Source organism: Xylophilus rhododendri (genome assembly GCF_009906855.1).
Classification (GTDB): Bacteria; Pseudomonadota; Gammaproteobacteria; order Burkholderiales; family Burkholderiaceae_C; genus Xylophilus; species Xylophilus rhododendri.
This window is the reverse complement of the sequence record NZ_CP047650.1, coordinates 186,630-200,861: the sequence shown is the minus strand read 5'-3', so window position 1 is coordinate 200,861 and position 14,232 is coordinate 186,630. Positions and strand designations below refer to the sequence as shown.

The following is a 14,232-nucleotide window of genomic DNA, read 5'->3' as shown; positions in this document are numbered from 1 at the left end:
AACTGTTCTTGTCGTCGCTGCCGGTGCAGCCGTCCTGACCTTGTCCGGCTGTGTCGTGGCGCCCCCTTATGCAGGTTATGGCTACGGCGGTGGTGGCTACTACGCGCCGGCGCCGGTGGTGGTCTCTCCGTCGGTCGGCTTCTACGGCCGCTGGGGCGGCGGCGGGCGTTACTGGCGCTGAGCGCTTCGGCATTCGCGGGCAGTCTTCGTTTTTGGGCGGAGACTGTGCCGCGGGCCTTGGCCTAAGGTTCGGGCCGAAGTACCGCCAGGAGGACCCATGTACGGCCACACCCGTTTTCCCTCGAACCCCGGGGTGCACGCATCCCGATTTTCCCGCCATTGCAGCCCGGACGCCGGCCAGCCGCCTTTTGCCGCCCAGGAACCGTACCCCGGCTTCCCCATGGACGACACCGCCTTCGGCGCATGGGCGCGCCAGGAAAAGGCATTCGCGGCCGATGCCGATTTCGCCGCGAACCAGGGCGGCTTTCGCGAACGCGATGCACCGCGCCGCCGCAGGCGGCACCGGCTCTCGGGGCAGCACCTGATGTATCTGGCGTTGAGGGAGGTGGCCTGGGCCAAGGGCCTGATGGACCGCATGCCGCTGCTGGCGCGGCATCTGCGCCAGGGCGTGCATGGCAGGGTCGAGTGGGGCCTGGCCCAGCTGCTGGAAGCTCTGGAAAGGTTCGGAGCCGCGCCGCAAGGCGACAGGGCGGGCGGACCGGCCTTCAAGCCGGCTCCCGAGCCGACCCTCACCGAACTGGACGACGACGGCAACGAGATCCCGGAGGACAGCGGCGACGCGGACCGGCTGGCTCAGGACCTCCACAAGCAGCGGATATCGCAGGAGCAGGTGCATCGGGAACAGGTGCATCGACAGCAGGTCGAGCAGGAGCAGGCGCGCCAGCAGCAGCTTTTGACTGAGCTGATCCGCCAGCAGGACGAGCAGCAGCGGCAGCTGCGCCAGCAGCAACTCCGGGAAGATCTGATCCGCCAGCAGGACGAGCAGCAACGACAGCTGCGCCAGCAGCAGCTCCTGGAAGAGCGGATCCGCCAACAGGACGAGCAGCAGCGGCTGGCGCGCCAGTCCGATTGAGGGACGGCCCGGCGGGTCCACGTGCATCCGGATGCAGCGGCACGCGATGCGCCGCCATAATTCCGCATGGCCATTCACCAAATCCTCAAGATGGGCGACCCGCGGCTGCTGCGCGTGGCCCAGCCCGTGACCGCATTCGACACGCCCGAGCTGCACCAGCTGGTGGCGGACATGTTCGAAACCATGGTCGCCGTGCAGGGCGCCGGCCTCGCGGCGCCGCAGATCGGGGTCGACCTGCAGCTCGTCATCTTCGGCACCGGCGAGCCGATCGCCCGCTATCCGGATGCGCCGGTGGTGCCGCGCACCGTGCTCATCAACCCCGTCATCACGCCGCTGGGCGAGGAGATGGAGGAGGGCTGGGAAGGCTGCCTCTCGGTGCCCGGCCTGCGCGGCGTGGTGCCGCGCCACCAGCGCCTGCGCTACACCGGCTTCGATCCGCTGGGCCAGCCGATCGACCGCACCGTCGATGGCTTCCACGCCCGGGTCGTGCAGCACGAGTGCGATCACCTGATCGGCGTGCTCTACCCGATGCGGGTGCGCGACTTCAGCCGCTTCGGTTTCACCGAGGTGCTGTTTCCCGGCCTCGATGCCGCCGCCGACGACTGAAACCCCGCTTCCCGCCATCCCGATCAACGACTACGTCCTGCTGCAGCCCATGACCCATCGCACAACACTCGCCTGCGCCCTCGGCCTGGCGGTGGCCGCCGCCACTTTCTCCGCACCGTCCTTCGCCGGCAAGACGCTGGATGCCGTCAAGCAGCGCGGCAGCGTCAAGTGCGGTGTCACCACCGGCCTGGCCGGTTTCTCCGCACCCGACGGCAAGGGCCACTGGTCGGGCCTGGATGCCGACACCTGCCGCGCCGTCGCAGCCGCCGTGCTGGGCGATGCCGAGAAGGTGGAGTTCGTGCCGCTCAATTCGCAGCAGCGCTTCGCCTCGCTGCAGGCCGGCGAGGTGGACATCCTGGCCCGCAACACCACATGGAACCTGACTCGCGATGCCTCGCTGGGCTTTCACTTCACCACCATCACCTACTACGACGGCCAGGGTTTCCTGGTCGCCAAGAAGTTCAAGGTGAACAGCGCCAAGCAGCTGAAGGGCGCCACCGTGTGCACCCAGTCGGGCACCACCAACGAGAAGAACGTGGCCGACTGGTCGCGGGCGCAGAACATTCCCGTCAAGACCCTGGTCTTCGAGAGTTTCGAGGCCTCGTACAAGGCCTTCTTCGCCGGCCGCTGCCAGGCCTTCACCACGGACGCCTCGGCGCTCGCCGCCCTGCGCAACAAGGAAGCGCCCAACCCCGAGGACTATGTGGTGCTGCCGGAACTCATCTCCAAGGAACCGCTGGCGCCGCTGGTGCGCCGGGGCGACGACGAGTGGTTCGCCATCGTCAAGTGGGTGCCCAACGCACTCATCGAAGCTGAGGAGGTCGGTATCACCCAGGCCAATATCGACAGCCTGAAGACCAGCAGCAAGGACCCCGGCCAGATGCGCCTGCTGGGCACCGGCGACGACATGGGCAAGCTGCTGGGGCTGTCCAAGGACTGGTCTTACAAGGCGATCAAGGCTGTGGGCAACTACGGCGAGATCTTCGAGCGCAACGTGGGGTCCAAGTCGGAGTTGAAGCTGCCGCGGGGGCTAATCGGCTTTGGAACCAAGGGGGGGTGATGTACGCGCTGCCGGTGCGGTGATTGGGTTTTCTGCCTTCGGCTTGGTTGTTTCTTCTACTCCTACCGAGGGTGGAGGTGGGGCTCGCGTCGCCCCACACCCCCGGTAACTTTCTTTCCATTGAAAGAAAGTCACCAAAGAAAAATTTAACGCGGGATCGGGGACGGGCTTTCGCCCGGGTCGGGCCTTTGTTCCGCTGCGCTCCACTCGGCTCTCGGCATGGCGTAGTGGGCTCAGCAACCGGAACGAATGCTCGAGGTTCGGGCCGCTCGTTCGCCAAAAGCTTCACGCCCTGGATAGGTTGGTAAGGCGCTTGTTTTGGCGCACTGGCGGTTTTCCGGATCTGGACGCAGCGCTTGATCAAACTAGTCGGACGGCAGAGCGTGAAGCTTTTGGCGAGTGGGCGGCCCGATCCTCGAGCTTTTGCAATCGTTGCTGAGACGAAATCGCCATCCGGAGAGCCGAGTGAAGCGCAGCGAAACAATGGCCCGCCCCGGGCGAAAGCCCGTCCCCGATCCCGCGTTCGAATCTTTCTTTGGTGACTTTCTTTCGATGGAAAGAAAGTTACCGGGGGTGTGGGGCGACGCCAGCCCCACCTCCACCCTCCTACGGAGTAGAAGAAGGAGATAAGCCGAAGGCAGGTCAGCCAGCCCCGCACCTCCCCGTATGCCCCAGTAGCAGTAGAAACCAGCATCTGAGTCATGATCCAGCCCCATGACAACTCCACGCAGACTGGCCCCCGTCCTCTGGCAGGCCGCGATCCTGGCCGCCGTCGCCGCCGCAGCCTGGGCACTGGTGCACCAGGCCCTGACCAACCTGCAGGCCCGCGGCGTGCATTCGGGCTTCGATTTCCTGCCCGACGCAGCCGGCTTCGAGATCTCGGAAGGCTGGCTGCCCTTCGACGCCACCCAGCCCTTCTGGAAGGCTTTCCTGGCCGGCCTGGCCAACACGGTCCGGGCGGCGGTCCCGGCCATCGTGATCGCCGTGGCGCTGGGCACGCTGCTCGGCATCGCCCGCCTGGTGCCCCATGTGCTGGTGCGCGGCCTGGCCTCGGTCTATGTGCAGGCACTGCGCAACGTGCCGCTGCTGGTGCAGCTGCTGCTCCTGTACTTCGCGCTGACGCATCTGCTGCCGGACGCCGAGAACGCGGTGCAGATCCTGCCCGGCGTGTCGCTCGGCAAGGCGGGGCTGACCGTACCCTGGCCGGTGCATGGCGACAGCGGCTGGACGCTGGAATGGCCCGAACGCACGCTTTTCGGCGTGAGCGGCGGCGCCTCGCTCACGCCCGAATACCTGGCCATCACCCTGGCCCTGGGCCTCTACACCGCCTCCTTCGTGGCCGAGATCGTGCGAGCCGGCATCGAATCGGTCAGCGCCGGCCAGACACTGGCCGCCCGTGCGCTAGGCCTTGAATCTTCGCAGGTGATGCGCCTGGTGGTGCTGCCCCAGGCCCTGCGCCTGATCGTGCCGGCGCTCACCAGCCAGTTGCTGAGCCTGGTGAAGAACTCCTCGCTGGCGGTGGCCATCGGCTATCCGGAGCTGGTGTCGGTGGCCAACACCTCGAGCAATGCGACCGGGCGGGCCTTCGAGTGCATCGCGGTGGTGATGGCGGTGTACCTGGCGCTGTCGCTGCTGATCTCGCTGGCCATGAACCTCTACAACCGCCGCACGGCGCTGCGGGGCTGGGCATGAGGAACATGACGCGCGTGGACTGGCGCAGGGACCTGTTCGGCGGCCCGCTGCGGACCGCCGCCACCGTGCTGCTCGCGCTGCTGGCCGCCTGGGCGCTGTGGCACCTGCTGCGCTGGGGCGTGGCCGATGCCGTGTTCCGCGCCGATGCCGAGGCCTGCCGGGCCGCGCGCGGCGCCTGCTGGGGCGTGGTGGCGGAGAAGTGGCGGCCCATCGTCTTCGGCCGCTATCCCTACGAAGGCCAGTGGCGCCCGGCCATCGCGGCCACGCTGCTGGCCGCCGTCACCCTGCTCAGCGCCTGGCCGCGCGCCTGGAAACCCTGGCTGGCCCTGGCCTGGCTGCTGGCCGTGGCGGTGGGCGGCGTGCTGATGCATGGCGGCGTGCTCGGCCTGCCGCCGGTGCCGACCGCGCAGTGGGGCGGCCTGCCGCTGACCATCGGCCTGGCCGTGGCGGGCCTGGCCCTGGCCTTTCCGCTGGCCCTGCTGCTGGCGCTGGGCCGGCGTTCGCGGCTGCCGGTGGCACGCACCCTGGCGGCGACCTATGTGGAGCTGGTGCGCGGCGTGCCGCTGATCTCGGTGCTGTTCACCGCGTCGTTCCTGCTGCCCTTGCTGTGGCCCAGCGGCTGGCGGCCCGATGTGCTGATGCGGGTGCTGATCGGCCTGGTGCTGTTCGTCGCCGCCTACCTGGCCGAGGTGATCCGCGGCGGCCTGCAGGCGGTGCCACGCGGGCAGGTCGATGCGGCGATGGCGCTGGGCTTTTCGCGCTGGTCGGTGCAGCTGAACATCGTGCTGCCGCAGGCGCTGCGGCTGACGGTGCCGGCCATCGTCAACGTGGTGGTCGGCACCCTGAAGGACACCTCGCTGGTGACCGTGGTCGGCCTGTTCGAGCTGACCGGCGCACTCGGGCTGGCGCTCGGCGGCGACCCGGTGTGGCGGGCCTTCTATCTCGAAGGCTATCTCTTCATCGGCCTGCTGTACTGGGTGCTGTGCTACGGGCTGGCGCGCTATGGCCGTTGGCTGGAGGGGCGGCTGGCTCCCCAGGCAGTCCTTGGATAAGATTGCGCGATGACCGCAAGCAAGCACAAGTCCAAGCATGACGGCTCCCAGTGGAGCAACCAGGTCGTGCGTACTGCAGACGGTCGGCTCCTGGTGGTCGGCGTGGATTTGCCTGCCAATGACATCGCTGCGCGCAGCCTGCCGCGCAAGGGCATCGGCCGCTCGCTGCCAGGTGGCCTACTTCGCCAGGTCACGAGCAAGACCCAGGCGCTGGACATCGCCAGACGTGCTGGCCTGACGCAGGCGCCGAAAGCGCGTGGCCACGAGGCGGGCAAGCCGTGCATCGCCAGGCAGGACAAGCCGGTCGCCAGGAAGACGTGAATCACGGCAGCGGCCAACTGGTCGTGGCCTATCACGGTTGCGACCGCTCGACGGAGGATGCACTGGTCACCGGCCAGTTGTTGGCCCTGCAGCCCAGCGATAACCCCTACGACTGGCTCGGCCCCGGCGTCTACTTTTTCCAGGACGACTGGCGGCGCGCGTTGATGTTCGCGCAGGCGTCGGCGGACCAGCCGCACCGCAAGTTCACGCAGCGTCCCATCCACGACCCTTCGGTGGTCGGCGCCGTTCTCAAGCTCACCGCCACCTTGGATGTATCCACGCAGGATGGAATCGGCGCATTCCGCACGGCCTACGAGGCCCTGAAACTGTCGGGTGTGCGCCTGAAGCAGAACCGCAAGAGCGCGTCGCAGGACACCGATGTCATCCTGCGCGGCCTCGACCGGCAGGTCTTCAAGTACCTGCACCAGATGTACACGGATCAGGGCTTGCCTGCACCCGATGCCATCCGGGGCGCATTTCCCCAGGGTGAGGCGGTGGCTCCCACCTCGGCCATCTTTGCCAACTCGCACGTGCAGATCGCCTTGCTCAACCCAGGCTGTGTGCTGGGTTATTTCCGTGTGCCGGAACTGGCAAGGGCGCGCGCCGGGCTTTGAGATCTACGCCAGCGCGGCCAGCAGCTCCTTCTCGATCTCGATCTGCGCCCGGCTGCCGCGCAGCGTGCCGCCTTCGAGCAGGAAGGTGTCTTCCACCCGTTCGCCCAGGGTGGTGACCTTGGCGAACTGCAGGTTCAGCTTGTGCTGCGCCAGCACCCGGGCGATGGAGTAGAGCAGGCCGATGCGGTCGCTGGCCGAGACGGTCAGCAGCCAGCGCTGGCCGCGGTCGTCGGGCCGCAGGTCGACCCGCGGCTGCACCGGGAAGCTGCGCACCCGGCGCGACACCCGGCCGCGCGCGGCGGCGGGCAGCGGGCCGGCGTTCTGCAGGGCCAGGGCGAGTTCGGTCTCGACCATGGTGACCAGTTCGCGGTAGTGGTCCTGCATGTCGGAGGCGACGACCTGGAAGGTGTCCAGCGCATAGCCGTTGGTGGCGGTGTGCACCTTGGCGTCCAGGATGCTGAAGCTCGATTGGTCGAAGAAGCCGCAGATGCGGGCGAAGAGATCGGCCGCATCGGGTGTGTAGACCAGCACCTGCAGCCCTTCGCCCAGCGGCGACAGGCGGGCGCGCACGATGGTGCGTTCGGCCGGCGCCGCGGCGTCGGCGGGCCTGGCGGCGGCACCGGAGCGGGTGCTTTCGACCACATGGCGCGAGAGCTGGCGCGCATGCCAGGCGATGTCGCCGGCGTCGTGGCGCATGAAGTAGCTGACGTCCAGCGTGTCCCACAGCTTGCGCTGGCCTTCGAAGGGTTCGGCATGCAGGGCCAGCATCACCTGCGCCTCGCGCTTGCGGGATTCGACCTCGGCGTCCGGGTCCGGCGCGCGGCCGCCCAGGGTGCGCAGGGTGTAGCGGTAGAGGTCTTCCAGCAGCTTGCCCTTCCAGGCGTTCCACACCTTGGGGCTGGTGCCGCGGATGTCGGCCACGGTGAGCAGGTAGAGGGCGGTGAGGTAGCGCTCGTTGCCCACCCGCGCGGCGAAGGCGCTGATGACGTCCGGGTCGCTCAGGTCGGCCTTCTGCGCGGTGTGGCTCATCGACAGGTGCTCGGCCACCAGGAACTGGATCAGCTTCGTGTCTTCCTCCGAGATGCCGTGCTCGCTGCAGAACACACGCACGTCGCGCGCGCCCAGCTCGGAATGGTCGCCGCCGCGGCCCTTGGCGATGTCGTGGAAGAGGGCGGCCACGTACAGCACCCAAGGCTTGTCCCAGCCGGCGGCCAGCTGCGAGCAGAAGGGGTATTCGTGCGCATGCTCGGGCAGGAAGAAGCGGCGCATGTTGCGCAGCACCATCAGGATGTGCTGGTCCACCGTGTAGACGTGGAACAGGTCGTGCTGCATCTGCCCGACGATGTTGCGGAACACACGCAGGTAGCGGCCGAGCACCGAGGTGTCGTTCATCAGCCGCACCGCATGGGTCAGGCCCTTGGGCTGCTGCAGGATGCGCAGAAAGGTCTTGCGGTTGGCCGGGTCGCGGCGGAAGGACGCATCCATCACGTTGCGTGCGTTGTAGAGCGCCCGCAGCGTGCGTGCCGACAGGCCGCGCAGGCCTTCCAGGCCCTCGTACACCAGGAAGGTCTCCAGGATGGCGTGGGGTTCGCGCAGGTAGAGGTCGTCGCTGGCCACCTCGACCATGCCGCCCTTGTCGAAGAAGCGTTCGTTGATCGGCTTCAAGGCATGGCTGCTCGGGTTGAGCCGCTCGCCGATGTTGAGCAGCAGGATCTGGCTGAGCTGCATCACGGCCTTGGCGGCCCAGTAGTAGCGGCGCATCAGGGCCTCGCTGGCGCGCATGGCCAGGCGCGAGCCGTCGCTGGCCTGCGAGCGGTAGCCGAAGGATTCGGCGACGGCGGTCTGCAGGTCGAAGACCAGGCGGTCCTCGCGGCGGCGGGCGATCAGGTGCAGCCGCATGCGGATCAGGTTGAGCAGGGCCTCGTTGCGTTTGATGTGGGTGATTTCCAGGGCGGTGGCCAGGCCGTTGTGGGCCAGGGCGTCCCAGTTCTCGCCGTAGCCGGCGGCACGCGCCACCCAGAGGATGGTCTGCAGGTCGCGCAGGCCGCCGGGCGATTCCTTGCAGTTGGGCTCCAGGGCGTAGGGCGTGTCCTCGTACTTGTGGTGGCGCTGGCGCATCTCCAGCATCTTGGCGGTGAAGAAGGCGTGCGGATCCAGGGCCTCGCGGAAGGCGCGGCGGAACTTGTGGAACAGGCGGGCATCGCCGGTGATGCGGCGCGATTCCAGCAGGGCGGTCTGCACGGTGATGTCGCGGATCGCCTCGGCCACGCATTCCTCGGTGGTGCGCACGCTGGAGCCGATCTCCAGGCCGGCGTCCCAGCAGGCGCCGATGAAGGTCTCGATCTTCTGGCGCGCGCCGGGGTCGGCCTGGCAGTTGGTGTGGTCCGGGCAGAGCAGCAGCACGTCGATGTCGGATGCCGGGAACAGCTCGCCGCGGCCGAAGCCGCCGACCGCCAGCAGGGCGAAGCCGGGTGGCATGGCGGCCTCGCGCCAGAGTGCGCCGAGCAGCTCGTCGGCCAGCACCGCCAGCCTGCGCAGCAGCGGCTGGGTGCCGCGCAAGGCGCTGCCCAGGGCGGCCGGCTGCAGCAATGCGGCCTTGTCGCGGCGGTAGGCATCCCGCAGGGCCGGCAGGCCGGGCAGGGCGGCCGGGACCGGGACGACAGGCGAGGAAACCGCGGGTAGGACGTCGGGCATGGGATGGGTAGTGCAGAAAGGCCGGCGGACCGCCCCGCCTCAGCAGGACGGCCGCCCGATCGGCCATTTTCGCAAACTACCGCGGCCCCGCCCGGCGCAGGGGGCTTGTGGCCTGTCTAAGCGTAGCGCTTGCGGGCCAGCGCCGCGCCGGCCGCCAGGGCCTGCAGCTTTTTCAGCGCCACCTCGCGGTCCATCGGCGCCAGGCCGCAGTTGGTGCAGGGCAGCAGCCGTTCGCGCGGCACATAGGCCAGGGCCTGGCCGATGGTGTCGGCCACCTGCTCAGGCGTCTCGATCTGGTCGCTGGCGACATCGATCACGCCGACCATCACGTCCTTGCCTTCGAGCAGGCGCATCAGCTCGGGCGGCACATGCGAGTGGAAGCATTCCAGGCTGACCTGGTCGATGCTGCTGCGCGCCAGGGCCGGGAAGATCTGTTCGTACTGCCGCCACTCCTCGCCCAGCGTGGCCTTCCAGTCCACATTGGCCTGGATGCCGTAGCCGTAGCAGATGTGCACGGCGGTGGTGCAGTGCAGCCCGCGCGCGGCGCGCTCCAGTGCCCGCACGCCCCAGTCGGCCGCCTCCTGCAGGTAGACGTTGAAGGCCGGCTCGTCGAACTGGATGATGTCCACGCCGTCGTCCTGCAGCGCCAGCGCTTCCTGGTTGAGCAGGTCGGCGAAGGCCATGGCCATTTCCACCCGGTCGCCGTAGTGGCTGTCTGCCACCGTGTCGACGATGGTCATCGGCCCCGGCAGGGTGAACTTGATGCGGCGCGTGGTGTGGGCCCGCAGCAGGCGGGCCTCGGTGCGGTGCACACGCCCCTTCAGCCGCAGCGGCGCGATCACCTGCGGCACCATGGCGTCGTAGCGGTTGTTGCGGATGCCCATCTTCACCTTGTGCTCGAAGTCGATGCCCTCGACCTGCTCCAGGAAGCCGTGCACGAAATGCTGGCGCGACTGCTCGCCGTCGCCGATCACGTCGAGGCCGGCGTCCTCCTGCGCCTTGATCCAGAGCAGGGTGGCGTCGGCCTTGGCTTCGGCCAGGGCCTCGCCTTCGGCCTTCCAGGCCGGCCAGAGGCGGTGGGATTCGGCCAGCCAGGCGGGCTTGGGCAGGCTGCCGGCGATGGTGGAGCTGAAGAGGGGGCGTGGCATCGGTGTGCTTTCCTGGTCTTGCATGGTGTCGCCTCAGGCCGCCTTGCCGTAGGCCGGGCTTTGCAGGTGGTGGTAGTGGTGCAGGCGGCGCGCCTCGTCCATGCGCAGCCCGTCGCGGATGCCGGCGCGGATGGCGTTCTCCTTGGCGGTGATCTCCTCGGCATAGGCCAGCACCTGTTCGCGCGCGGCACGCGGGATGGCCACCACGCCGTCCGCGTCGCCACGCAGCAGGTCGCCGGGGTGCACGTTCACCCCGCCGATCTGCACCGGCACCTGCAGGCCGGCCAGCTGGATGCGGCCCTTGCCGGTGCGCATCCAGTGGCCGCGGCTGTAAATCGGGTAGTTCAGCTCGCGGCACAGCGCCACGTCGCGGTTGATGCCGTCGATCACCGTGCCGGCCATCTGCCGGAAGTGCGCCATCTCGGTGAGGATGTTGCCCCAGGTGCCCATGTCGTCGCGGCCCCGGTTGTCGATGGTGATGACGCTGCCGGGCGGCACGTCGTCGATGAAGTCGCCGACGAAGCCTTGCTCGTCGTGCGCCGCCGGCCGGTAGAGCACGGTGTAGGCGTGGCCGGCCATGCGGAAGCCGCCGTCGCGTGCGGAAATGCCGTAGCACTGGCCGACGATGCCGGCGCGGTCCAGCGCGTCGCTGAGGGCGGCGCAGTCGAGTTGCAGGGCGCGTGCGACGAAGCCAGCGTCGTCGGGGGATGGGGTGGTGTCGGTCATGGCGGGGCGTGGGTGCGGTGGGGTTGCGAAAGAAGGGCCGTGCCGGTTCACTCGGCGCGGATGTTGGCGGTCTTGATGACCTTGGACCAGTACTGCACGTCGTGGCGCACCACCGCGTCCAGCTCGGCCGGCGCCATGTAGCGGATCTCCACGCCGGCGGTTTCGGCGGACTTCTTCACCTGCGGCGAGGCCAGCGCGGTCCTGGCCGCGGCGGTGAGCCGCTCGACGACGGCGGGCGGCGTGCCGCGCGGCGCGAACAGGGCTACCCAGGCTTCCAGCTCGAAGCCGGGAAAGCCGGCCTCGGCGGTGGTCGGCACATCGGGCATCTGCGGCAGGCGGTTCTTGGCGGCGACAGCCAGGGCGCGCACCTTGCCCGCCTGCACGAAGCCCATCAGCGAGGGCGGCGTGGCCACCGTCATCTGCACATTGCCGGCGATCACGTCCTGCAGGGCCGGCGCCGCGCCCTTGTAGGGCACATGCACGATGTCGATATGGTTCTGCTGCTTGAACAGCTCCATGCCCACATGCGGCACCGAGCCGGTACCCGAGGTGGCGTAGTTGAGCTTGCCGGGGTTGGCGCGGGCATAGTCCACCAGCTCGCGCAGCGTCTTGAAGGGCGTGGCCGGGTTCACCGCCACCACATGCGGCGACACCACCAGCATGCCGACCGGGGCGAAGTCGCGCAGCGGGTCCCATGTCAAGTTGGCGTACATGGAAGGATTGCCCACATGGAACATCGAATAGCCCACCAGCAGGGTGTAGCCGTCCGGCGCGGCGCGCGCCACCGCGCTGGCGGCGATGTTGCCGCCGGCGCCGGCGCGGTTGTCGATCACCACCGGCTGGCCCAGGGTCTGCGTCATGGAGGGCGTCACCATGCGCGCCACCGTGTCCAGGATGCCGCCGGGCGGCACCGGCACGATCATGGTCACCGGCCGTTCGGGGAAGGAGGTCTGTGCCTGGGCCATGCAGCCGAGTGCGGCCAGGCCGAGCGCGATCGCGCCGGTTTTCCAGTTCATGCCTTGTCTCTTTCTTATGATGGGCTTTGCACCCTATTGAAATATCAAAACTCCAAACTAATATACCAACGACAAGATTTGATATGCAAATAGAAAAAACCCGCGACGACCCGAACGCCAGCCAGCCCGACCGCATCCGCGCCGCCCTGTTGGAGGACATCGAGGCCGGCGCGCTGATGCCCGGCGACCCGGTGGACGAGAAGCTGCTGGCCGACCGCTTCGGCGTGTCGCGCACACCGGTGCGCGAAGCGCTGCTGACGCTGTCGGCGCAGCACCTGGTGCGCATCGTTCCGCGCTCGGGCATCCATGTGCATGCGCCTGAGGCGGCCGAGCTGGTGGGCATGCTGGAGGCGCTGTCCGAGCTCGAAGGGGTGGTGGCGCGCCTGTGCGCGCAGCGCATGGACCCGGCGCAGCGCGAGGGGCTGGAACACTGGTGCGCCGCGACGCGTGCGTCGGCCCGCAAGGGCGACCGCGCCGGTTTCGAGGCCGCCAACCAGGCCTTTCACACCGCCCTGTACGAGGGTTGCGGCAACTCGGTGGTGGTCGAGCAGGTGCAGCAACTGCGCCTGCGGCTGGCCGCCTTCAGGCGCAAGGTGCGCGACCAGCCGGGCCGGCTGCTGTCGTCCGCCGCCGATCACGAGGCGGTCGTGGCCGCCGTGCTGGCCAGCGACGCCGAGCGGGCCGCCCAGGCCATGCGTGAACACATCGTGGCCAAGGGCCGCGCCTTCGCCGACCTGCTGCTGGCGCCTGCCGGCGGCCGGCGCTGACGGGGGCCGTCTGGCTTCGATCACACGGCGCTCGATGGAGCAGACCCGGGTGGCCTGGCGCATCACGAGAAGGCTTCAACTCGGCTTGCGTACGAACTTCAGCAGCTGCCGCTGTTCGCGGTATTGCTGCAGGGCGTTTCGCCTCGCCAGCCGGCGGATCGCGGCGCGCTCCGGGCGGCCGTGGCCCTCGCCCAGCACGAACACCAGCTTTTGTCCCTGGGAGCGCTGGTCGAACTGCGACATCGCCTGCGACGCGGCCCTGCGCACCACGTTCAGCGGCATGCCCTCGAGGTGGACCACGTAGCTGCCCCCGCTCTGTCCGCGGCACCGGCCATCGGCCGGGTCCTGCAGTTCGCCGGGTTCGAGCGAGTCCTGCGAGCTGTCGGACTCGTCCGTGCTCATGTCCCGCGGGATGATCCTGGTGAAGGCCGCCGCGATGCCGGTCAGGTCGTCTTCCCGGCGCGCGGGGTCGCTCAGCCAGTCGGTGTCAGCGCCGTGGCCGGACAGCCGCATCAGCTCGCGCAGCACCTCGTTGGCGCCGGCGCAGGACGGCAGGCCGGCGATGAAACGCATGAGCCGGCTGTGGTGCATGGTCTTGCCTTCCGGCGGCAGCGGGTCGGCAGGCTGGCATCGCATGCCGGCTGCGATGTGGCAGAGCATCTCCTGGGCCAGCTCCGGCTGCGCACGCTGCACCGCTTGCAGCACCCGCTCCAGGGTTTCGAGATAGATCGGTTGATCGGAGCTGGCGCTGTCGAACAGGCGCTCGGCCCAGCGGATGCGGCGCCAGACCGGCGCGCAGGCGGTGCGCCATGCCTGCGACAGCTCCGGCGGCAGTTCGGGCAGCCGGATGAGGATGCGTGCATTGGCTTCGTGCATGCAATGGAGGTCCGTCGCGGACTGATCGGGCTGGTAGCGGCTCAATGCCGGGATCGCATGCGGCGCCAGCACGCGCAGCAGCTCGCAAAAATGCGCGTCCGAGGTGCTGCGCCTGCCGAACACCTGGATCAGGCCCAGGGACTGCTCCAGCGCCATGGTGAGTTCCATGCCGTCGATCTGCTCCTCGATGAAGCTCACCAGCCGGGGCACCGAGAAATGCCGGGCTTCGTCGCGGAAGGTCCGGCCATCGCGCAGGTGCCAGAGTTTTTCGATGCGGCTTGCCACAGCGGACCGGGGCAGATCGCCGATGTGCAGGCGGGGCAGGGGGCAGAGTGCGCCGGGCTGCGGCTGTGCCAGCAGGCCGGCCAGAACCGGATGCATTGCGCCCGGTGATGGCGGTACTGCGGACGGAGTTGAGGCGGTCTTGCCTTCGGCGGCAGGCTCCAGCCCGGGTGTCGTGTGGCTTGTTTGGGTCGTCGAATTGGAAACGAACATCCTGCTCTCCTTGCAAAAGCAGGCATTCGACGGGCGGCGGCGCGGGCCCGGTCGCCGTGCATCCGAACCCTG

At 68.7% G+C, this 14,232-nt stretch carries 13 protein-coding genes and 1 pseudogene; 9 read left to right on the top strand and 5 right to left on the bottom strand.

All coding sequences use genetic code 11. The annotated features are described in order from the left end of the window. Positions 1 to 40: 40 nt before the first annotated feature. The 8 genes and pseudogenes from GT347_RS00970 (at position 41) to GT347_RS00935 (ending at position 6,438) form a co-directional block, all read left to right on the top strand. The gene (locus GT347_RS00970) at positions 41 to 181 is read left to right on the top strand and encodes a hypothetical protein (protein ID WP_229722589.1); all 141 of its coding nucleotides are present in this window, start codon (positions 41 to 43) and stop codon (positions 179 to 181) included. A gap of 96 nt (positions 182 to 277) precedes the next feature. Next, positions 278 to 1,093, top strand: coding sequence for a hypothetical protein (locus tag GT347_RS00965; protein ID WP_160550203.1), 816 nt, complete (start codon positions 278 to 280; stop codon positions 1,091 to 1,093). 66 nt (positions 1,094 to 1,159) lie between these two features. Next, positions 1,160 to 1,699 carry a peptide deformylase gene (gene def / locus GT347_RS00960; protein WP_160550202.1) on the top strand — a complete coding sequence of 180 codons (540 nt, stop codon included), beginning with the start codon at positions 1,160 to 1,162 and terminating at the stop codon, positions 1,697 to 1,699. Positions 1,700 to 1,748: 49 nt separating this feature from the next. Continuing rightward, positions 1,749 to 2,782: pseudogene (locus tag GT347_RS00955) on the top strand (amino acid ABC transporter substrate-binding protein). Positions 2,783 to 3,473: 691 nt separating this feature from the next. Further along, entirely contained in the window at positions 3,474 to 4,451 is a 978-nt protein-coding gene (locus GT347_RS00950) for an ABC transporter permease subunit (protein WP_160550201.1), read from the top strand. Next, positions 4,448 to 5,503 carry an amino acid ABC transporter permease gene (locus tag GT347_RS00945; RefSeq protein WP_160550200.1) on the top strand — a complete coding sequence of 352 codons (1,056 nt, stop codon included), beginning with the start codon at positions 4,448 to 4,450 and terminating at the stop codon, positions 5,501 to 5,503. The genes GT347_RS00950 and GT347_RS00945 overlap by 4 nt, the downstream gene beginning before the upstream one ends. 9 nt (positions 5,504 to 5,512) lie before the next feature. Next, the gene (locus tag GT347_RS00940) at positions 5,513 to 5,824 is read left to right on the top strand and encodes a hypothetical protein (RefSeq protein ID WP_160550199.1); all 312 of its coding nucleotides are present in this window, start codon (positions 5,513 to 5,515) and stop codon (positions 5,822 to 5,824) included. Further along, entirely contained in the window at positions 5,782 to 6,438 is a 657-nt protein-coding gene (locus GT347_RS00935; protein ID WP_160550198.1) for a hypothetical protein, read from the top strand. The genes GT347_RS00940 and GT347_RS00935 overlap by 43 nt, the downstream gene beginning before the upstream one ends. A gap of 3 nt (positions 6,439 to 6,441) precedes the next feature. On the opposite strand, the gene GT347_RS00930 is transcribed toward GT347_RS00935, so the two are convergent. From GT347_RS00930 to GT347_RS00915, 4 genes are all read right to left on the bottom strand, one after another. Further along, positions 6,442 to 9,132, bottom strand: a complete 2,691-nt coding sequence (locus tag GT347_RS00930; RefSeq protein ID WP_160550197.1) for a [protein-PII] uridylyltransferase — start codon at positions 9,130 to 9,132, stop codon at positions 6,442 to 6,444. 116 nt (positions 9,133 to 9,248) lie between these two features. Beyond that, complete coding sequence (locus GT347_RS00925) at positions 9,249 to 10,280, bottom strand: methionine synthase (protein WP_160550196.1); 1,032 nt, start codon at positions 10,278 to 10,280, stop codon at positions 9,249 to 9,251. A gap of 33 nt (positions 10,281 to 10,313) precedes the next feature. Beyond that, positions 10,314 to 11,006: an RraA family protein gene (locus tag GT347_RS00920; protein ID WP_160550195.1), complete on the bottom strand. Its 693-nt coding sequence runs from the start codon at positions 11,004 to 11,006 to the stop codon at positions 10,314 to 10,316. 47 nt (positions 11,007 to 11,053) lie between these two features. After that, positions 11,054 to 12,022, bottom strand: a complete 969-nt coding sequence (locus tag GT347_RS00915; protein WP_160550194.1) for a Bug family tripartite tricarboxylate transporter substrate binding protein — start codon at positions 12,020 to 12,022, stop codon at positions 11,054 to 11,056. 83 nt (positions 12,023 to 12,105) lie between these two features. Between GT347_RS00915 and GT347_RS00910 the strand changes: the two genes are divergently transcribed. Next, complete coding sequence (locus GT347_RS00910; protein ID WP_160550193.1) at positions 12,106 to 12,789, top strand: GntR family transcriptional regulator; 684 nt, start codon at positions 12,106 to 12,108, stop codon at positions 12,787 to 12,789. Between the two features lie 75 nt (positions 12,790 to 12,864). Here the strand turns inward: GT347_RS00910 and GT347_RS00905 are convergent, their stop codons facing one another. After that, a complete protein-coding gene (locus GT347_RS00905) occupies positions 12,865 to 14,046 on the bottom strand; it encodes a hypothetical protein (protein WP_160550192.1) in 1,182 nt (393 codons plus the stop codon). Positions 14,047 to 14,232 lie beyond the last annotated feature (186 nt).